This is a genomic window from Kaistella sp. SH40-3 (assembly GCF_030686865.1).
Classification (GTDB): domain Bacteria; phylum Bacteroidota; class Bacteroidia; order Flavobacteriales; family Weeksellaceae; genus Kaistella.
Map to the genome: position 1 here is coordinate 163826 of NZ_JAQYUS010000006.1, position 17943 is coordinate 181768.

The following is a 17943-nucleotide window of genomic DNA, read 5'->3' on the forward strand; positions in this document are numbered from 1 at the left end:
TTTTGTATTATTATTTCATTCCTGTTCTTTCGAAATTGTAAACTACTCTTACATTTTCTCCATTAGATGGGATATTTTGTTCCAGACTAAATTGATCTGCTGTTTGACTAATAAGATTTAAAGAATATCCTGCCGTAACAGCTTTTGCTTTAGAACCCTCCATTAATTTTTTAAATTTAAATTCATTGCCAGCACCTACTTCAAATTTAATTGGCTGTATAACACTTGGGCAATCACCACCACCATTAATGGTATAAGATCCTGACCAGTTATTTGGAATCAATCTCCAATGGCTACCTACAAAACACTGCGCATCTGCACCTTCGTCAAAAGGTTTTACTTTGTAGTTTTTGTCGTAGTTGACACTGGTTATTTCCCAATCTCCTTTTAATTTCAGAAACTCAGCGCGATCAGTTTGAGCAGTTTTTGCTGTAGAACATGAAACAGTCATTGCTGCTCCAACTATTCCTGCTAATAATAAATTTTTCATAGTAGTATAATTAATTAATTTAGAAGTACAAAAAACCGTGCCATTTCAACCAAAAAACAAAAAAAACCCGAATAATCGGGCTTTCTTATTAATATTATACTTATTAAAAAAATTATTTTTTAGAAGTTTTTTTCTTTAGTTTAGATTTAGTGGCTTTAATTGGAGTAACTTTTACATTCGGTGCTTTGTAAAAATTTGTGTAAGCGTATTCCGCTGCTTTTCTCAAATCAATTACGCCACCCGCTTCAGAAATCAGATCGAATCTATTGTTGGTATTTGAATTAATCATTGCATTTACCGTAGATTTATTTGAAGTTTTCACAAGAGATTCAATCATTTGTGCTGGGGTCAAATTAGGCATGTAAGCGAGTAAAACTGAGGCAGCACCCGCAACTACTGGCGAGGCCATAGAAGTCCCTTGCAGATATTCATATTTACCATCAGGTACGGTTGAATAGATTTTATCACCAGGGGCAAATACGTTTACTAATTTTTGATTATAGTTAGAGAAACTTGCTCTTAGAAATTCATTATCGTTTGTTGATGCACCAACAACAAGCATATTGTTAATAAATGGTTTCGCGTCTGTAACATTTTTAAAGTTGGTTGGATAGTAAATATTTTCTGCAATATCCTCATTTTCATTTCCCGCAGCTTTAACCAAAAGAACGCCTTTTGACTCCGCATATTTAAAGGCATCCCAAACAACATCTTTACCTGGCGAAACAGGTTTACCGAAACTCATATTCAGAATTCTCGCGCCATTATCTACTGCGTATCTGATTGCATTTGCGATATCTTTATCTCTTTCATCACCGTTTGGAACAGCGCGAACTGTCATAATCTTTGCAGTTTTATAACCGACTCCATACTGAACTTCATCCCCTTGCGGAAGTCCAGCAATTATCCCAGCAACATGTGTTCCGTGTTGAGCATCTGGTCCTTTATAATGATTATTACCATAGTTCTTTTCAGCATAGTCCTCATAATGATCACCCACAATTGAAGCTCTCGGATTGAAATCTAAATTATATTGTTTCGTGGCTTGTGGTTCATAGTAATCCAAAGCTTCTTTCATTTGAGCCTCTAAAAATTTCTGAACTTCTGCGGGAGATTTTCCATTAACTGAAGGATCTCTGCTGATTTGTGTTAAAACATTAAGAGCCATTGCTTGCTCAGGAGTTCCTGGTTTAATTGACCCTATCGTTTCTTGGGTTAAATTCTTACCGCTCAGCATTGAAATCATCGAAGGAATCATTCCCTGAATCCTTTTGTAAGTCTCGTAATTCTGTTTTGCTTCAACGCTTTTCTTGGTGAAAATTTCTTTAGATTTCATGTACATTGCAAATTCCTCTGGCATTTTTGCCTGGTTTGCTTTGTTCTCCGTAGAATTTGGACCTTCGAAAATTGTTTGGTATTTCTTAACCACGCGGGTAACTTCCATATTGTCCACATCGATATCGCCGTTTTTACCACCGCTGAAATTCCAGCCATAAATATCATCAATATATCCGTTTCCGTCATCATCAATTCCATTACCTGGAACTTCGTTTACGTTTTTCCACATATTATTAATGAGTCCTGGATGATTAACGTCTACTCCGCTATCTAAAACGCCAACAATTACTGGTTTTGGCTTTAATCCTTTAGAATCTAAGTATTTATAGGCGTTTTGAGTATTTACACCATAAACATTCGAAGATGCAAAATCCTGATGATACCATGTCATCAAGTTTTTGTCTTTCATGGGATCCAAGGGAGTTTCTACCTGTTGTGCAAATGTTGCATAGCCGATCAGAAACGACGCGGCAATTAATATTTTTTTCATTTGATATCTATTTCGGTTTTAATATTCTTGATATAGGTCAAAGATTCTGGGCCTTTGTTACAAATCAGATCAATTATCGACAAGTCTTTCAAATACCCATACTTATCGGAAAAGGACTGAAAGTACTCTTGCATTTCAAAAGGAGTATCTGACTTTGCTGAAAAATGATCGCGATAATTAAGAATGGCAGGTTCTTTAAAAAATTCATCGTTTAAAGAAAATGACTGTTCTGTTTTGAGAATCTTTTGGATTACTTTTAAAGCATTAAGGTTAAATTCAATTAAAGAATTTGTTTTAAAAGTATAAATTTCCTGCAGCCGATCTTCATAATAGTCAAAATAAGGTGAAGTTTGATAAGCCGTTTTTATAGATTTCCAATGGAGTTGTTGCCACTTTTCACGATTTGAAGTTTGGATATCTTTGATGACTCTGGTTCCATTATGATTCATGGGAATAATCAAAGACAGTTTGCCATTTGCGCCATAAATATTGGCTCTGTTACGATAAGTCTGCTTTGGAAAATTCTCGAACTGTTCGAAAATAATTTCGGCGTCGTCCTGTAAAAAAACATAAAACCAGGAAATCGGGGGAAGATAAAATATGGGTAATAAAATCTGCATTGTTGTAATACTATATTTATTAAATGATAGACTTATTTTTTAAAGTAAAAGCACACTAAATTAGCCGTAGAATAAATACGTTTGTAAGGACTTTTGTCTTTATAGAATTTTAATTCCTCTATCGCTAACTTATGGATTTTTCATATTGAATGAAACCTTATTTTAAAACGGGAATCCATAGCCCCGATTGCAGAGGCATCCTTTTTCTGACGAGGAACGAGGAGAAAAAAGATAGAGCGGAAAGCGGGATTAAGCTTCTAAAAAAATCAATTTTCTTCTTTTTTCTTTTTAAAGAATTTCATGATGAAATCCCAACCAAAAAACAAGCCAAGAATCAATACCGCAACCCACCAGTAAGAGGTTTTGTGCAATTCCCCAGTGTTGGTTGCTTTGAACATTCTGTCCCAACGGATTTTTTTATGTGCCTGATACGTTGAACCGTTATCTTTGAAAAGTCCCTGAATACTTAACCAAGTAAACATAGGCGATCCCACGATATTTTCCTCGGGAACAAAGCCGAAAAAACGAGCATCTAAAGAGGCATCGCGGTTGTCACCAATCATCATGTAATAATCCTGCTGAATGATATATTGCGTGGCTTCTTTACCATCGATAAAAATTTTACCGTTTTTGTTTTCTAAATGATGATGTTCATATTCAGAAATAATCCACTGATATTCCGGTAAAGTTTCTTGATTTAAAGTTACAACATCGCCTTTTTTGGGGATTCTCAAAGGACCATACCAATCTTGATTCCATTTTTTATTGATAGGGAAAATGGATTGTGTAGTATCGATATTTTTGGTGTAAGCATCTCTGGCCGCGTTTACTTTGTAGGAAACAGCAGCGGAATCTTTTTCCCAGATATGTTCTTTTATATCGATTACTTGTGGAAGTTCTTTGATTTCTTTTGCTGTTTTATCAGTTAAACCTTGGAAATCATACATAAATCCCGATTGAGTTTGAATTTCCTGAACGGGCAGAAAGCCGTAAATTTTATACAGCGCGGGAATATCTAACTGACTTCCGGTAGTAGCAATATATTTATGCTGCTTCTGCTGATCACCTAAAGTAACTTCAGGTTTTCCGTTTACAAAAAGTCGACCGGCACGCATTTCAAGAACATCACCTGCAACAGCAACACATCTTTTTACGTAAGGATCTTTTCGATCTATCGCAGTGTGAACAGAATCTTGTGGATAATTGAAAACAACGATGTCGTTTTTCTGTGGTTTCTTTATTTGCAAAATTCTGGTGTACGGAAGTTTTATGGCATCTACGTAAGATTTCGGATCATCTTTTGGATTCCCTTTTTCACCAGTATCCATAATGGTTCCCTGCAAGAAAGGAAGTGCAACAGGTCGCATCGGCATTCTAAAACCGTAAGTCCATTTGTTCACAAACAGGAAATCTCCTACTAAAAGCGTTCTTTCCATAGATCCTGTCGGAATTCCAAAAGGCTGCGTTACAAAAACGTGAATAATCGTTGCAAACACCACGGCAAAAGTGATTGAACCTGCAAAAGTATCTTTCTTTTTAGATGCTAATTCCTCTTCTGTGAAGTAAAGTTCCTCATCTTTTTCAACTTCTGTATCTTTAGAATAATTGACTACTGCCAAATAAATAAAGGGAAGGAAGATGGTCAGTAAGGTTTGAACGAAACTCTTCTTACCGAAATGCCTCATTAAAAATAAATGAAAAACAGTCATCATAATCGGTCCAATAATAGGAACATATGATAAGATCGTCCACCACTTTGAATGTTCTGTTTCCTTCAAAATAATAAAATAATTATAAAAAGGGACAAACGTAAAAAGTGGGTTGTACCCCATTTTTTTGAAAAGTTTCCATGTAGAAATTCCCATTATTATAGAGAGAATTATTACATAAATCGTATAAGTAAGAAAGTAATCCATATTCAGTTGCTTATCGCTATTAGTTTAATTTGTTTGAAAATTGTTACAGGATCATGAGTAATAAAAATATAGATGAGCAATTTCTCATTCGTGATTGTCTATTACTATACATTTATTGCGTATTACTTATTAAAAAGAACATCGTTCATGGTAAAATTTCCTGTTTTTCCGATAATCCATTCGGCGGCAATTACGGCTCCAACTGCAAAACCATTTCTGTTGAAAGCGGTATGTTTAATTTCAATTTCATCGACTTCACTTTTATAATAGACACTGTGTGTTCCAGGAACTTCATCTTCACGGATGGCAAAAATCCCCAATTCTTTATTTTGAGTTTCATCGAGTTTCCAAGCATCGAATCTTGAATCATTTTTAATAATACCTTCGGCTATAGAAATGGCTGTTCCACTTGGCGCATCTTTTTTATAAGTATGGTGAATTTCTTCCAGTTGAACATTATATTCAGGAAAGTCCTTCATCAAATTTGCAAGTTTTTCATTTAAGGCAAAAAACAAATTAACGCCTAAAGAAAAGTTTGATCCGTAGAGAAAACCTGTACTATTTTGAAGCGCGATTTCCTCAATTTGTGGTTTACTATCAAGCCAGCCGGTCGTCCCGCAAACTACTGGAATGTTATTTTCCAGGCAAACTTTAATATTGTTAAAAGCTACTTCAGGATTTGAAAATTCAATGACAACATCAGGATTATTCAGATTTTCAAAAGTTGGAGTTTCATTTAACTTCGCCACAATTTCATGACCTTTTTTCGTCGCAATATCATCAATGATATGTCCCATTTTCCCGTAACCAACCAATGCTATTTTCATATTCTTCTAGCGCGATTGCGCGATGTTTTTAATTAAAAATTATAACTTAAACTTAAACCTGCTTTCGAATTGGTATTTCCGAATTCATCAAAAATCACTGTTGGTTTTAGTGCCAAATCCGGATCTTTTCTACCTTCGTACAAATGAGCATCTACGACCGCATCTACAATACCGAGAATATAAACCAAACTGGTTACGGCAATTGCGTAATCTCTTTGTCTTTTCACGCGATCCTGAGTTCGTCCCAGCACTTCTTTGGTAACGCCTGGAATATTGGAGAATTCATGTTCCTGACCATTTAACTCGGCTACAAATGCATCTCTGTAACGGTTATACTGTTTTTGGTTCCAAAGGGTGATGCCGACTCCAGTTCCGATTCCGCCCCAAACAATCGGGATTTTCCAATATTTTTTGTTATAATATTGTCCTAATCCAGGTAAAATTGCAGAATACAAGCCGGCTTTCGTCGGATTAAATTTCATGGTTTTAACGGGAGCGTTTGATTCTTTAATATCGGTAAGCACTTCAATTTCCGAGGGAACTTTTTTTGTAGATACTGAATCTGTCGGATAATTTTCTACACGAATAGTATCTTTCGGACTGATTTGTGCGAAAATCTTCATCGAGAATAAAACCAATAATACGAAAGTAAGTTTTTGCATTAGTTAAAGTGTGACAGAATTTGTTCTAATTCTTCCTCGTTTTTAAAATCTAAAACTATTTTTCCTTTTTTTCCATTTGCAGCCGTTTTGATTTCAACTTTTACCGCTAAAATATCTGATAGATTTTTCTCAGCTTTTTTCAAATGATTGGGAACTTCGGTCTTCGATTTCTTAACTTCAACTTTAGGATTTTTCATAAATCCTGCCTCCTGTTCCGCTTGTCGAACGCTTAACTTTTCTTTGATGATTTTATCGAAAAGTTCCTGTTGTTTTTCAGCATCTTCAATACTGATAATCGCTCGACCGTGACCAGCAGAAATTTCGCCGCTTCTAATGGCATTCTGAACATCTGGATTCAAACGCAATAATCGAATTGAGTTGGTAATTGTGCTTCTTTCTTTCCCAACTCTTTGGCTCAAATTCTCTTGAGTCATGCCAATTTCTTCCAGCAATCTTTGGTAAGTTAAAGCAATTTCTATGGCGTCTAAATCTTCTCTTTGAATATTTTCAACCAAAGCCATTTCCAGTAATTCCTGATCATTGACTAAACGAATATAAGCCGGAACACTTTTTAAACCTGCAATTTTACTGGCTCTGAAACGTCTTTCACCAGAAATAATTTCAAATCTATTTCCGTCTTTTCTTAAAGTAATCGGTTGAATTACTCCTAACGCTTTGATGGAAAGCGCCAAATCATTCAGGGCTTTTTCATCAAAATAAGTTCTTGGCTGTGTCGTATTGGGATCAATATCTTCTAAAGAGACCTCCATAATATTGCCGACGAATTTATCTGCACCTTCATCGGTAGCGGAGTTGACAGACGCTTTGGATTCAGCACTTAAAATCGCACCTAATCCACGTCCCATTGCTCTTTTCTTGTCTTTCATTCTTACAATATTTTCTTGATTTTTAAAGTTTAAATGAACATTAAACTTCTCAAATCATTTCTTAATTATTAATTAAATTTTCATTTTTCAGCAAAACCTCTTCCGCTAATTGAAGGTACTGAATTGCACCTTTACTTTCGGCATCGTAGTTTAAAATACTTTCACCAAAACTTGGAGCTTCACTTAAACGCACATTTCTGCTGATAATTGTTTCAAAAACCATTTCCGGAAAATGCAGGTGAACTTCTTCTACCACTTGATTCGATAATCTTAAACGAGAATCGAACATGGTTAAAAGCAAACCTTCAATATCTAAATCCTTATTATGAATGTTCTGAACATTTTTAATGGTGTTCAATAATTTCCCTAAACCTTCTAAAGCAAAGTACTCACACTGAATTGGAATAATTACCGAATCTGCTGCTGTTAAAGCATTGATAGTAATTAACCCTAAACTTGGTGCGCAATCTATAATGATATAATCATAATTTTCTTTGATGGACTGTAATGCTTTTTTGAGCATATATTCCCGATTTTCACGATCAACCAATTCAATCTCCGCCGCAACCAAATCAATATGAGATGGAATAATATCAAGATTTGGAGACGCTGTTTTTTGAATACACTGCTCAACTTCTACACTATGCTCTAATAAGTGATAGGTTGAATATGTAGCCTCATCAATTCCTAAACCTGAAGTGGCATTTGCTTGTGGATCTGCATCAATCAAAAGGACTTTCTTTTCCAAAACTCCCAATGCTGCAGCAAGGTTTACTGCCGTTGTAGTTTTCCCTACACCCCCTTTTTGATTAGCAACTCCTATGATTTTACCCATTATATAAAAAATTTAATCTCCAAAAATACACTTTTTTATCATTTTCAAACGATTGTTAAACTTTTAAATAAAGTTAAAATACTGCAAAGCAGCGAATTACCTGTAAAAAAAATTATCCACAAAATAAGGTATTTTGTGGATAAGTCTAATCTATTGAAAATAAGTGATTTATTTATTCAAATTGCATTGAAATGGGAAACTTGAAATAACTTCTTACATTCTCCCCATTTAATTTGGCAGGAACCCATTTTCCTTTCACTCCTTTAATGGTTTTAATGGCTTCCCGATTGAAATCCGCATTTGGTCCAGTCGCTTTTACTTCGCTGATCGTTCCATCTTTTTCAACGATGAAAATAACGGTTGTCTTAATTACATTACCGGTTGCATCCATTACAGAACTATCAAACTGATTAAGAACTTTATTTCTAAAAACGTTAATTCCACCTATGAAACTGGCTTCAACATCAACTGTAGTTCTTGGAGAATTATCAACTGGTTTTGGCGTAACAGTTTCTGGACCTTTTACCGGAACATCTTGGACTGCCGGCGGCGTGTAATTAATTACGGGTGGTTCACCAACAATATCTTTAGTACCAGCAATTGCATGATCGTAGTCTGATTGCTTAGGCATAACTTTTTCCTTCTCCGGATTTTTTGTTGGAGTAGGAACGGTAGAATCTAAAGTATTTACAGGCGCTTGGACTGGCGGAGTTGTTTGCACAACAATGGGAGGTTTTTCAATCTGATCTACATTTTTCAGGTCAATAGGAGGAAGCGATTCAGGTACATTCGTTTTCTCTTGCGTATTAAAAACATTCATCAGTAAAGGAGTCATTGCAATCATTGCAAAGATTCCAATTCCAATAAACATTGATTTGGTTAAGATTCGGTCTGCTTCATTTCTTAACACATAAGCACCATAGTTTTTGTTTCGGTTTTCGAAAAGAATTTCATCCAGTTGAAATTCTTTGTTTTGGAGTAGATTTTTCATCACTAAATTATTTTAATTGGTTGGTAATAAATATTAATGATTATTAGTTTTGTATCTATTTTAAAATATTAGTGATTTCATATCAAAATTAAAGCCAATAATTTGTTAATAATTAAAAGAAACCATCCAAAACATAATATAAAAATAATTTTAACCTACAAACAAAAAAAACCACTCAAAGCTGAGTGGTTTAACTTAATTTATTACTAAAAAACTATCCTTAAAATTAAAATAATTCTTTTCTAATAATGTTTTGACTTCTTTCAGGTCCAACAGAAACCAGGTAAACATTAATTCCTAAATGTTTTTCGATAAATTCGATATATTTCTTCGCATTGTCTGGAAGTTCATCATAAGTTCTGGCGTGCGAAATATCTTCTGTCCAACCTTCCAACTCTTCATACATGGGTTCATAATTGTATAATTTGGTTGTTGAAGATGTGAAGTAGTCGATAATTTTACCGTCTTCTGTTTTGTATTTGGTGGCAATTTTCAAAGGTGAAATTCCAGAAAGGACATCCAATTTAGTAATAACCAAATTATTAATTCCATTAATCATGGTTGCATGTTTTAATGAAACTAGATCGAGCCAACCACATCTTCTAGGTCTGCCGGTAGTTGCACCAAATTCATTTCCAACTTTTCTCATTTCTGCACCAATCTCGTCATTCAACTCCGTAGGAAAAGGACCATTCCCAACTCTGGTTGTATATGCTTTTGCAACTCCAATTAAGTTCTGAAGACTTGTTGGCGGCACTCCTGCCCCGGAACAAACGCCACCGGTTGTGGGTGAAGATGATGTTACATAAGGGTAGGTTCCGAAATCGATATCTAACATTGCAGCTTGCGCTCCTTCAAAAAGAATATTCTTACCATCGTGAATTGCCTGGTTGAGTTCAACTTCAGTATCTACGATTCTATCTTTTAAGGTTTCTCCAAGTGCTAAAAACTCATTATAAATTTCATCAAAATCCAGTTTCGGTTTTTCGAAATATTTTTCGAAAAGTGAATTTTTAGTTTTAAGGTTTTTCTTAATTTTTTCGGCTAAAACTTCTGGGTTTAAAAGGTCAACCATTCTAATACCGACTCTTGCAATTTTATCTTCATAACAAGGCCCGATTCCTTTTTTGGTTGTTCCGATTTGCGTTCCACCTTCTTCTTCTTCACGATAAGTATCAAGCAAAATGTGATAAGGCATAATTACGTGCGCTCTTCTGCTGATAAAAACATGATCAGTGCGCATTCCTTTTTCTTCTATTTGCCCGATTTCTTTCAAGAAAGCTTTGGGGTTCACTACTACTCCGTTTGCAATAACGCACTTTCCTTTACACTGCAAAACTCCAGACGGAAGTAAGTGCAAAACAAATTTCTCCTCGCCCGCATACACGGTGTGTCCGGCATTATCGCCTCCCTGGAAACGCACGACATAGTCTGATTTTGCAGAGAGTACATCAGTAATTTTTCCTTTGCCTTCGTCGCCATACTGAAGACCAACTACAACGTAAGTTGCCATATTTTACTTTTTTTTTAGATTTCTACAAAATTAGTTTTTATAATAATCTTGAACAAAATTTAGACATAAAATATTTGCGTGCTTTAAACATGGTTAAGATTAACCGTATTCACTTTCGAATTATTTCCTTAAATTTGCACTTTAGAAAAACATATGAAAGTAGTTAAAATACACGATAAAGAGTTCGTTCCGTACTTAAAAAACGACGAAATTCAAGCCATCATCAAAGATCTTGCATTGAAAGTTTATGAAGATTATAAAGATGAAGTTCCTGTTTTTATAGGAGTATTGAATGGTGTAATTATGTTTTTCTCTGATTTTCTAAAGCATTATCCGGGTGAATGTGAGATCGCTTTTATTCAGATGAGTTCTTATGCGGGAGGTTTACAATCAACAGGAATTGTCTATAAAAAAATGGACTTAACCAAGGAAGTTGAAGGCCGCCACATTATTTTAATGGAAGACATCATCGATACAGGAAATACCATTGAAAGTCTGTTTGAATACTTTAAAAATACCCAAAGACCAAAATCTTTAAGAGTTGCATCTTTATTATTAAAACCAGATGTTTACAAAAAAGAGTTCAAAATTGATTACGTTGCTAAAGAGATTCCAAATAAGTTTGTCTTAGGTTATGGACTTGATTACGATGAATTGGGCAGAAATCTTCCTGATTTATATCAATTGTCTGAAGGAAGAATAAATCACTAAAAATAAATCTGATAAGTAATATGATAAATATCGTTCTATTCGGTCCTCCAGGAAGCGGAAAAGGTACGCAAGCGCAGAATTTGATTGAGAAATTCAATTTAAAACAAATTTCTACGGGTGACCTATTTCGTTTTAATATGAAAAATAATACGGAGCTTGGTCAATTGGCAAAATCTTATATCGATAAAGGCGAATTGGTTCCCGATCAAGTAACCATCGATATGTTGACCGACGAATTGAGAAAACCATGTGACGCACAAGGATTTATTTTCGATGGATTCCCTAGAACTGCAAAACAGACCGAAGCATTAGAAGAGATCGTTAAAGAAATTTTAAACAGCGAAATTAATGTCTGTCTTTCTTTAATCGTAGAAGATAAGATTTTAGTCGAACGTCTTTTAAAAAGAGGAGAAACCAGTGGAAGAACTGATGATTCTAATCAAGAAATTATCAGCAATAGAATTAAAGAATATTTCGCAAAAACTGCAGAAGTTGCCGAGTTGTACAAACAACAGGGCAAATATGTAGAAGTAAACGGAGTTGGAGCCATTGACGAAATCTCTGAAAAACTTTTTGCGGAAGTAGAAAAAATAAAATAAAAATCGTTATTGCGAACGCGCTGAAGCAATCTGTAAAAGTAGATTGCTTTGTCGTTTAAACTCAAAATAACCAACATACCAATTATGTCAAATTTCGTAGATTACGTAAAAATCCATTGTAAAAGTGGTCATGGTGGTGGAGGATCTGCTCACCTTAACCGAGAAAAATATGTTCCGAAAGGCGGTCCAGATGGTGGAGATGGTGGCCGTGGTGGTCACGTAATTTTAAAAGGGAATTCACATGAATGGACTTTACTACCCTTACGTTACACCCGACACATTAAAGCAGAGCGTGGTAAAAACGGGAGTAAAAACCAGTTAACCGGTGCTTATGGTGAAGATGTTTATATTGAAGTTCCCTTAGGAACCATTGCTAAAAACGAAGAAGGAGAAATCGTTGCCGAAATCATGGAACATGGTCAGGAAATTATTTTGATGCACGGTGGAAAAGGTGGAAAAGGCAATGAACATTTCAAATCTTCTACGAACCAAACTCCAAGATATGCACAACCAGGATTGCCTGGGGAAGAAGGTTACATTACTTTCGAGTTAAAGTTACTTGCAGATGTAGGTTTAGTAGGATTTCCAAATGCTGGAAAATCAACTTTATTGGCAGCAGTTTCTGCAGCAAAACCGAAAATTGCGAATTATGCTTTTACAACTTTAACGCCCAATTTAGGGATTGTAGATTACCGGAATTACAAGTCATTTGTTATGGCAGATATTCCAGGAATCATCGAAGGTGCAGCGGAAGGAAAAGGTCTTGGACATCGATTCTTAAGACATATTGAAAGAAACTCCATCCTTTTATTCTTAATTCCTGCAGATTCAGAAAGTCATTTCGAAGAATTTAAAATTCTGGAAAATGAATTGCAAGAATATAATCCCGAACTTTTAGATAAAGATTTCCTTATTTCAATTTCAAAAGCAGATTTATTAGATGATGAGTTGAAAGCGGAAATCGCTAAAGAATTCCCAGAAAACAAGCAACCACTTTTCTTTTCAGCCGTGACCCAAGAAGGTTTAATTGAATTGAAAGATGCGATTTGGAAAAGATTACACGGATAGATTTAAATCACCCTGAGCGTTTTTAGCAATGGCGTATTTGCTGATGCAAGATATCATTTCGGACTTTTCAATGCAGCAAAAGAGTACATAATTGAAACCAAAATCAATTTTTTCCAAGTGGGAATTGGATACCGATTTAAATAAATTTCGGCGTAAAAATTGATTGCATTGTTCAAATTTACATTATGAAATATTTACTGAGTATACTCTCTTTTGTTTTAATGCTTTCTTGCGCTACAAGTCAAACTGCGTCGAACTATTCGAAAATTGAATATGAAGCAGGTGCCTGTTTTGGATTTTGTCCTATTTACAAAATGACCATTAATGCAGATCAAACCGCGACCTTCGAAGCCAAGAGATTTAATTTTTCGAAAGATGTACAATCTGAAGAAAATGAAGGAACCTTTAAAGGAAAAATAGATCCAGAAAAATACAAAGAATTACTTTCAATGCTGAATTCTTTACATCCACAAGATTTAAAAGATTATTATGGAAATAAAAACATTTCCGATTTACCAACTTCCTATCTAACATTAAGTTCTGAAGAGGGAACAGTGAAAAAAATCCAGGATTATGGGAAAAGTGGAACGCCAGAATTGATCAAATTATATCATTTTTTTGACGATTTAAAAAAGAGTCAAAACTGGACCAAAATTGAATAATTCCTAAATATAATTAAACTATATTTGCAAAACTAAATTCCTTCTTCGCGGAAGGTTTTTTTATGGACGTAGTCATTCTAGATGAATCCGCTTCCCTGCGGAACTGAAAACTCACAAAGTTTTTTTACTTCATTTTCTTCGTTACATATATTAAGAATGACACGAGTTTCATTTTAATTAAAAAACATTTCATTTGAATTTTACCGACCTAAACTTAATTGATCCTATCGCAAAAGCGCTTAAGGAAGAGGGTTACACCCAACCAACACCCATTCAACAAAAATCGATTCCCCATATATTACAAGGCAGAGATTTACTGGGAACCGCACAAACCGGAACCGGAAAAACCGCAGCATTTGCGATTCCTATTCTTCAAAACTTGGCTATTAAAAACCATAAAAATAATCACATCAAAGTTTTGATTCTTACTCCTACAAGAGAATTAGCCATTCAGATTGATGAAAGTTTCAAATCATACGGAAGACATTTAAGATTGAGAAATCTTGTTGTATTTGGTGGTGTAAAACAAGGAGCACAAGAAACCGCATTGAAAAGAGGCGTTGATATTTTGGTAGCAACCCCAGGGAGATTATTGGATTTTATCTCACAAGGAATTATTTCATTAAAGCATTTAGAAGTTTTCGTTTTAGATGAGGCCGACAGAATGCTGGATATGGGATTTGTTCACGATGTGAAGAGAATTATTAAATTACTTCCACCAAAAAGACAAACTCTTTTCTTCTCGGCGACTTTCCCAGAAGAAATTAATAAATTGGCGAGTTCTATGCTTACGAATCCGATTCAAGTAGAAGTAGCGCCAGTTTCTGCAACGGCAGACACGATTCAGCAGAAAGTTTATTTTGTAGACAAAGACAACAAACTCGATTTGTTGACTCACATTTTACACAAAGACATTAAAGAATCTGTCTTGGTGTTTTCACGTACCAAACATGGTGCTGATAAAATTGCGCGTAAACTACAAAGTCATAAAATTTCTGCAGAAGCGATTCATGGAAATAAATCTCAGAATCAAAGACAGAACGCACTTACCAATTTCAAATCAGGGAAAACCAGAATCTTGGTAGCAACGGATATTGCAGCGAGAGGAATAGATATTGACGAATTGAAATACGTTGTAAATTTTGAATTATCTGACGTTTCTGAAACCTATGTTCACCGTATCGGCAGAACAGGAAGAGCGGGCGCAGAAGGAAGTTCAATCTCTTTCGTTGATGGCTTGGATTTATTGAATCTAAAGAATACCGAAAAACTAATCGGTAAAAAGATTCCAGTTGAAAAAGATCACCCTTTCCATACTGATAATTTAGTTGCTGAGAAAAGAGATTCTAATAACAAACCTTTCAGACCAAGACCGCAAGGCCAAGGGAATGCAAGTAATAGTCATAGTAAGAAGCCGAATAATAAGAGTAACTTCACTAGAAATAGATAGTTTTTTCTCGCAAAGGCGCAAAGGAAAACGCAAAGACCACAATTTTTAACAATTGCGGTCTTTTTTATATTATACTTTGAAGCGAGGAGATGACTCCCTATTTTCAATTTCAAAAAACAATAAACACTGATGGACTACTAATTTTTTTTATCAATATTTAATTTATATTTTTACGCTAATCCTACATCTACCCTATCCAATAATGAGAATCATAACCAGAGAAGATATTTCCGACATTTACATTAAGTTTCATCAAAGAGGTTTACCTTTTTTACTTTCAAAAATTAACAGGGATAAATTTAAGCGCACAAAGAGCGCCTTTAATGAAAGCAAGTTAGAGACTTCAAGTTTTTGGATTATACCCGCAGTGACAAAAAGATGGAATAAATTAATTACGGGAAATGAAAACACTTTGTATGAAGCCTATCTCACCGATACCTATTTTAAAAACAAAGAAAAAATTAGCATCCTGGCTTTAGGAACTGGAGTTTGCAGTCATGAAACTCGTTTGGCAGAAATGAATCCAAATTGCGAAATAGAATGTTATGATTTTTCTGACGAATTATTAAAAAAAGCAAAAGCAATTTCTGATGAAAAAGGATTAAAAAACATTTCCTATTTCGCTGAGAATATTTTGCAGCATGACTTTAAAGATAAAAAATACGACGTCGTATTTTTTCATGCTTCTCTGCATCATTTCGATCGAATTTCTGAATTTTTGGATCAGGTTGTCATTAAAAATTTAGAGCCAAAAGGACTTTTAATTATCAATGAATTCGTGGGTGCAACGCGTTTACAATATTCCAAAATGCAACTTGATTATATTAATAAAGCCATTGCTGCAATTCCGAAAGAATACCGCAAAATATTTAAAACGAACATTTACAAAAATAAATACTACGGTTCTGGAGTATTGCGAATGATTATTGCTGACCCTTCAGAGTGCACTGATTCTGATTCTATTATTCCAGCAATTCATGAAAAATTTGATATTCTGGAAGAAAAATTTTACGGGAATAATATTCTACAAAGTGCGCTGAAAGATATTTCTCATCATTTTGTAGAATTGAATCCCGAGAAGCAGGAAGTACTTGAAAAGGTTTTTGCCCTTGAAGATGAATTGCTGGAAAAACATCCAAGTGATTATGTTTTTGGAGTCTATCAGTTGAAGTAGGATTTATAAAACCTCCGATTCTTACGGTGTATGTTTTCACGGAGAGACGCAAAGACCGGAATGTTTAACATTGTGGTCTTTTTTATATTTGGAAAATCCTAGTACATATCCCGTCAAAAACTTTTTCTCTTTTTTAAAACAAGATGAAAAAGATAGCATATTCGCTTAAAGACTTTGTCTCGTATTTACAGCAACATCGATTCCTAAAATAAACTGAAGATCGATTGCCCATTTTGCCTGAGCTAGATCGCCAAAAAAGTATAGAGTCATAAAATTTCTGCAGAAGCGATTCATGGAAATAAATCTCAGAATCAAAGACAGAACGCACTTACCAATTTCAAATCAGGGAAAACAAGAATCTTGGTAGCAACGGATATTGCAGCGAGAGGAATAGATATTGACGAATTGAAATACGTTGTGAATTTTGAATTATCTGACGCGTCTGAAACCTGGAATGCAACTAATAGTCATAGTAAGAAGCCGAATAATAAGAGTAACTTTTCGAGAGGAAAATAGGTTGTTGCTATAAAACATTTGCCACGAACTCGCGAATTAATTATTTGTGAATTCGTGGCATTTTTTATAGATCTCGTTTGTTAAAAACGGGATTTGCATACATTTCTAAAAGCGCTTGATTCATACAACTATTATTTTTAACAATGCTTAAATTCATTCTTTTGATAAAGAATTGCTTTTCCTTTTCGGTATAATATTTCGAATGTAGGGTGCTATTTTGTAGTAAATCTGCAGCAATATAATTACTTGGCCAAAGTTTGTAACCGTCTACAATTTTTTTGGTTAAAACCTCTGCCAACTTCTTTATTTGCTTATTAGAATTGGAAACTGATTTTTCAATATCCGTATAAATATCATCTTCTATTTTGCCAAAATGCAAGTGAATTCTTTTCTTCTGGCCAGAAATTCCCGTCATAATATTGAGAAAATCTTCGTTTTTGTGCTTTTCTTGATTCAGATGATCTTCACACATTTTTTCAACTTTCAATTTGTCTGTCGGGTCCAACTCATAAGAAATAGAAACAGGAACTATTTTTAATTTCTTAAAATATTGACAAGGTTTACTGTGCGCATCAAACATAGAAATCATTTTCAAAACGGCAGCTTGAGTGAAATCATTACCATCTTTAGCACGACCTTCTCGCTGCGCAATCCAAACCGAGCGATTTTCACAGGTTAATAACTGGAAAATATATTCAGATAAAAGTTTGCTATTTTCTAAAAGTTCGCGTGGCGAGGCACTCCGTTTTACAAAAAAATTACGGTTTAGTTTTGCCAAAATAAGGTATAAATCTCTTTGCACCAAATTATCTCCAATAACCGATGCTGTAAGGTTTAAACCTTTCTCTAACAAAGCAAAATTTAACAAACAGGTGTCTAAAAGAATATCCCGGTGATTGGAAATAAAAAGATAAGATTCCTTTTTATTCAAATTTTCTGCTCCGGAAATCGTAAATCCGTCAGAACTTGCTTTCAAAACATTCTTGATACTTGGATAAATAATGGCTTTCTGAAAATCTTCGATAGAATGGATATCACCAACAATCTGCTGTATTTTTTCATCTGAAATATTGGGAAGACTATAATGCAGAAGAAGTTTCATCATAGGATGGCGCATTATAAAGCGTATCGCAGGATTCACTTCTTCGGGATGATAAAATCTTATGCTGTCGAATTTCTCTTTCATGATCTTTC

Annotated in this window: 17 protein-coding genes and 1 pseudogene; 7 read left to right on the forward strand and 11 right to left on the reverse strand. The window is 34.7% G+C overall.

The genetic code is table 11. The annotated features are described in order from the left end of the window. Positions 1-10: 10 nt before the first annotated feature. From PUH65_RS11265 to PUH65_RS11310, 10 genes are all read right to left on the reverse strand, one after another. Entirely contained in the window at positions 11-490 is a 480-nt protein-coding gene (locus tag PUH65_RS11265; protein ID WP_305520098.1) for a lipocalin family protein, read from the reverse strand. 112 nt (positions 491-602) lie between these two features. Further along, positions 603-2318: a S8 family serine peptidase gene (locus tag PUH65_RS11270; RefSeq protein ID WP_305520099.1), complete on the reverse strand. Its 1716-nt coding sequence runs from the start codon at positions 2316-2318 to the stop codon at positions 603-605. Next, entirely contained in the window at positions 2315-2938 is a 624-nt protein-coding gene (locus PUH65_RS11275) for a WbqC family protein (RefSeq protein ID WP_305520100.1), read from the reverse strand. Before PUH65_RS11275 ends, PUH65_RS11270 begins: the two co-directional genes overlap by 4 nt. A gap of 266 nt (positions 2939-3204) precedes the next feature. Next, complete coding sequence (gene lepB, locus PUH65_RS11280; RefSeq protein ID WP_305520101.1) at positions 3205-4854, reverse strand: signal peptidase I; 1650 nt, start codon at positions 4852-4854, stop codon at positions 3205-3207. A 122-nt stretch (positions 4855-4976) separates the two neighbouring features. After that, positions 4977-5681, reverse strand: coding sequence for a 4-hydroxy-tetrahydrodipicolinate reductase (gene dapB, locus PUH65_RS11285; protein WP_305520102.1), 705 nt, complete (start codon positions 5679-5681; stop codon positions 4977-4979). Positions 5682-5713: 32 nt separating this feature from the next. Then, positions 5714-6343, reverse strand: coding sequence for a DUF5683 domain-containing protein (locus PUH65_RS11290; RefSeq protein ID WP_305520103.1), 630 nt, complete (start codon positions 6341-6343; stop codon positions 5714-5716). Next, complete coding sequence (locus PUH65_RS11295) at positions 6343-7230, reverse strand: ParB/RepB/Spo0J family partition protein (RefSeq protein WP_305520104.1); 888 nt, start codon at positions 7228-7230, stop codon at positions 6343-6345. Before PUH65_RS11295 ends, PUH65_RS11290 begins: the two co-directional genes overlap by 1 nt. A 61-nt stretch (positions 7231-7291) precedes the next feature. After that, the gene (locus PUH65_RS11300; protein ID WP_305520105.1) at positions 7292-8065 is read right to left on the reverse strand and encodes a ParA family protein; all 774 of its coding nucleotides are present in this window, start codon (positions 8063-8065) and stop codon (positions 7292-7294) included. A 172-nt stretch (positions 8066-8237) separates the two neighbouring features. Beyond that, positions 8238-9056 (reverse strand): energy transducer TonB, encoded by an 819-nt coding sequence (locus PUH65_RS11305; protein ID WP_305520106.1) that lies wholly within the window; start codon positions 9054-9056, stop codon positions 8238-8240. Positions 9057-9282: 226 nt separating this feature from the next. Beyond that, complete coding sequence (locus PUH65_RS11310) at positions 9283-10569, reverse strand: adenylosuccinate synthase (protein WP_305520107.1); 1287 nt, start codon at positions 10567-10569, stop codon at positions 9283-9285. A 153-nt stretch (positions 10570-10722) separates the two neighbouring features. On the opposite strand from PUH65_RS11310, the gene hpt reads away from it, so the two are divergent. From hpt to PUH65_RS11345, 7 genes and pseudogenes are all read left to right on the forward strand, one after another. After that, positions 10723-11280, forward strand: coding sequence for a hypoxanthine phosphoribosyltransferase (gene hpt, locus PUH65_RS11315; RefSeq protein ID WP_305520108.1), 558 nt, complete (start codon positions 10723-10725; stop codon positions 11278-11280). 20 nt (positions 11281-11300) lie between these two features. Then, complete coding sequence (locus PUH65_RS11320) at positions 11301-11879, forward strand: adenylate kinase (protein ID WP_305520109.1); 579 nt, start codon at positions 11301-11303, stop codon at positions 11877-11879. 84 nt (positions 11880-11963) lie between these two features. Continuing rightward, positions 11964-12947 (forward strand): GTPase ObgE, encoded by a 984-nt coding sequence (gene obgE, locus PUH65_RS11325; RefSeq protein ID WP_305520110.1) that lies wholly within the window; start codon positions 11964-11966, stop codon positions 12945-12947. Between the two features lie 185 nt (positions 12948-13132). Next, a complete protein-coding gene (locus PUH65_RS11330) occupies positions 13133-13609 on the forward strand; it encodes a DUF6438 domain-containing protein (protein ID WP_305520111.1) in 477 nt (158 codons plus the stop codon). Between the two features lie 193 nt (positions 13610-13802). After that, entirely contained in the window at positions 13803-15059 is a 1257-nt protein-coding gene (locus tag PUH65_RS11335; RefSeq protein WP_305520112.1) for a DEAD/DEAH box helicase, read from the forward strand. Positions 15060-15261: 202 nt separating this feature from the next. Beyond that, a complete protein-coding gene (locus PUH65_RS11340) occupies positions 15262-16233 on the forward strand; it encodes a methyltransferase domain-containing protein (protein WP_305520113.1) in 972 nt (323 codons plus the stop codon). A gap of 273 nt (positions 16234-16506) precedes the next feature. Beyond that, positions 16507-16686, forward strand: a pseudogene (locus tag PUH65_RS11345) (helicase-related protein); the annotation flags it as partial. A gap of 127 nt (positions 16687-16813) precedes the next feature. Here the strand turns inward: PUH65_RS11345 and PUH65_RS11350 are convergent. After that, positions 16814-17935 carry a 1-acyl-sn-glycerol-3-phosphate acyltransferase gene (locus PUH65_RS11350; RefSeq protein WP_305520114.1) on the reverse strand — a complete coding sequence of 374 codons (1122 nt, stop codon included), beginning with the start codon at positions 17933-17935 and terminating at the stop codon, positions 16814-16816. Between the last annotated feature and the right edge of the window lie 8 nt (positions 17936-17943).

What these genes read in the sequence shown, in the direction of transcription:
- PUH65_RS11340 (WP_305520113.1), top strand. Translation starts at nt 15,262, where the DNA reads ATGAGAATCATAACCAGAGAAGATATTTCCGACATTTACATTAAGTTT.
- PUH65_RS11270 (WP_305520099.1), bottom strand. Translation starts at nt 2,318, where the DNA reads ATGAAAAAAATATTAATTGCCGCGTCGTTTCTGATCGGCTATGCAACA.
- PUH65_RS11300 (WP_305520105.1), bottom strand. Translation starts at nt 8,065, where the DNA reads ATGGGTAAAATCATAGGAGTTGCTAATCAAAAAGGGGGTGTAGGGAAA.
- lepB (WP_305520101.1), bottom strand. Translation starts at nt 4,854, where the DNA reads ATGGATTACTTTCTTACTTATACGATTTATGTAATAATTCTCTCTATA.
- hpt (WP_305520108.1), top strand. Translation starts at nt 10,723, where the DNA reads ATGAAAGTAGTTAAAATACACGATAAAGAGTTCGTTCCGTACTTAAAA.
- PUH65_RS11275 (WP_305520100.1), bottom strand. Translation starts at nt 2,938, where the DNA reads ATGCAGATTTTATTACCCATATTTTATCTTCCCCCGATTTCCTGGTTT.
- PUH65_RS11290 (WP_305520103.1), bottom strand. Translation starts at nt 6,343, where the DNA reads ATGCAAAAACTTACTTTCGTATTATTGGTTTTATTCTCGATGAAGATT.
- PUH65_RS11265 (WP_305520098.1), bottom strand. Translation starts at nt 490, where the DNA reads ATGAAAAATTTATTATTAGCAGGAATAGTTGGAGCAGCAATGACTGTT.
- obgE (WP_305520110.1), top strand. Translation starts at nt 11,964, where the DNA reads ATGTCAAATTTCGTAGATTACGTAAAAATCCATTGTAAAAGTGGTCAT.
- dapB (WP_305520102.1), bottom strand. Translation starts at nt 5,681, where the DNA reads ATGAAAATAGCATTGGTTGGTTACGGGAAAATGGGACATATCATTGAT.
- PUH65_RS11310 (WP_305520107.1), bottom strand. Translation starts at nt 10,569, where the DNA reads ATGGCAACTTACGTTGTAGTTGGTCTTCAGTATGGCGACGAAGGCAAA.
- PUH65_RS11305 (WP_305520106.1), bottom strand. Translation starts at nt 9,056, where the DNA reads ATGAAAAATCTACTCCAAAACAAAGAATTTCAACTGGATGAAATTCTT.
- PUH65_RS11295 (WP_305520104.1), bottom strand. Translation starts at nt 7,230, where the DNA reads ATGAAAGACAAGAAAAGAGCAATGGGACGTGGATTAGGTGCGATTTTA.
- PUH65_RS11350 (WP_305520114.1), bottom strand. Translation starts at nt 17,935, where the DNA reads ATGAAAGAGAAATTCGACAGCATAAGATTTTATCATCCCGAAGAAGTG.
- PUH65_RS11330 (WP_305520111.1), top strand. Translation starts at nt 13,133, where the DNA reads ATGAAATATTTACTGAGTATACTCTCTTTTGTTTTAATGCTTTCTTGC.
- PUH65_RS11320 (WP_305520109.1), top strand. Translation starts at nt 11,301, where the DNA reads ATGATAAATATCGTTCTATTCGGTCCTCCAGGAAGCGGAAAAGGTACG.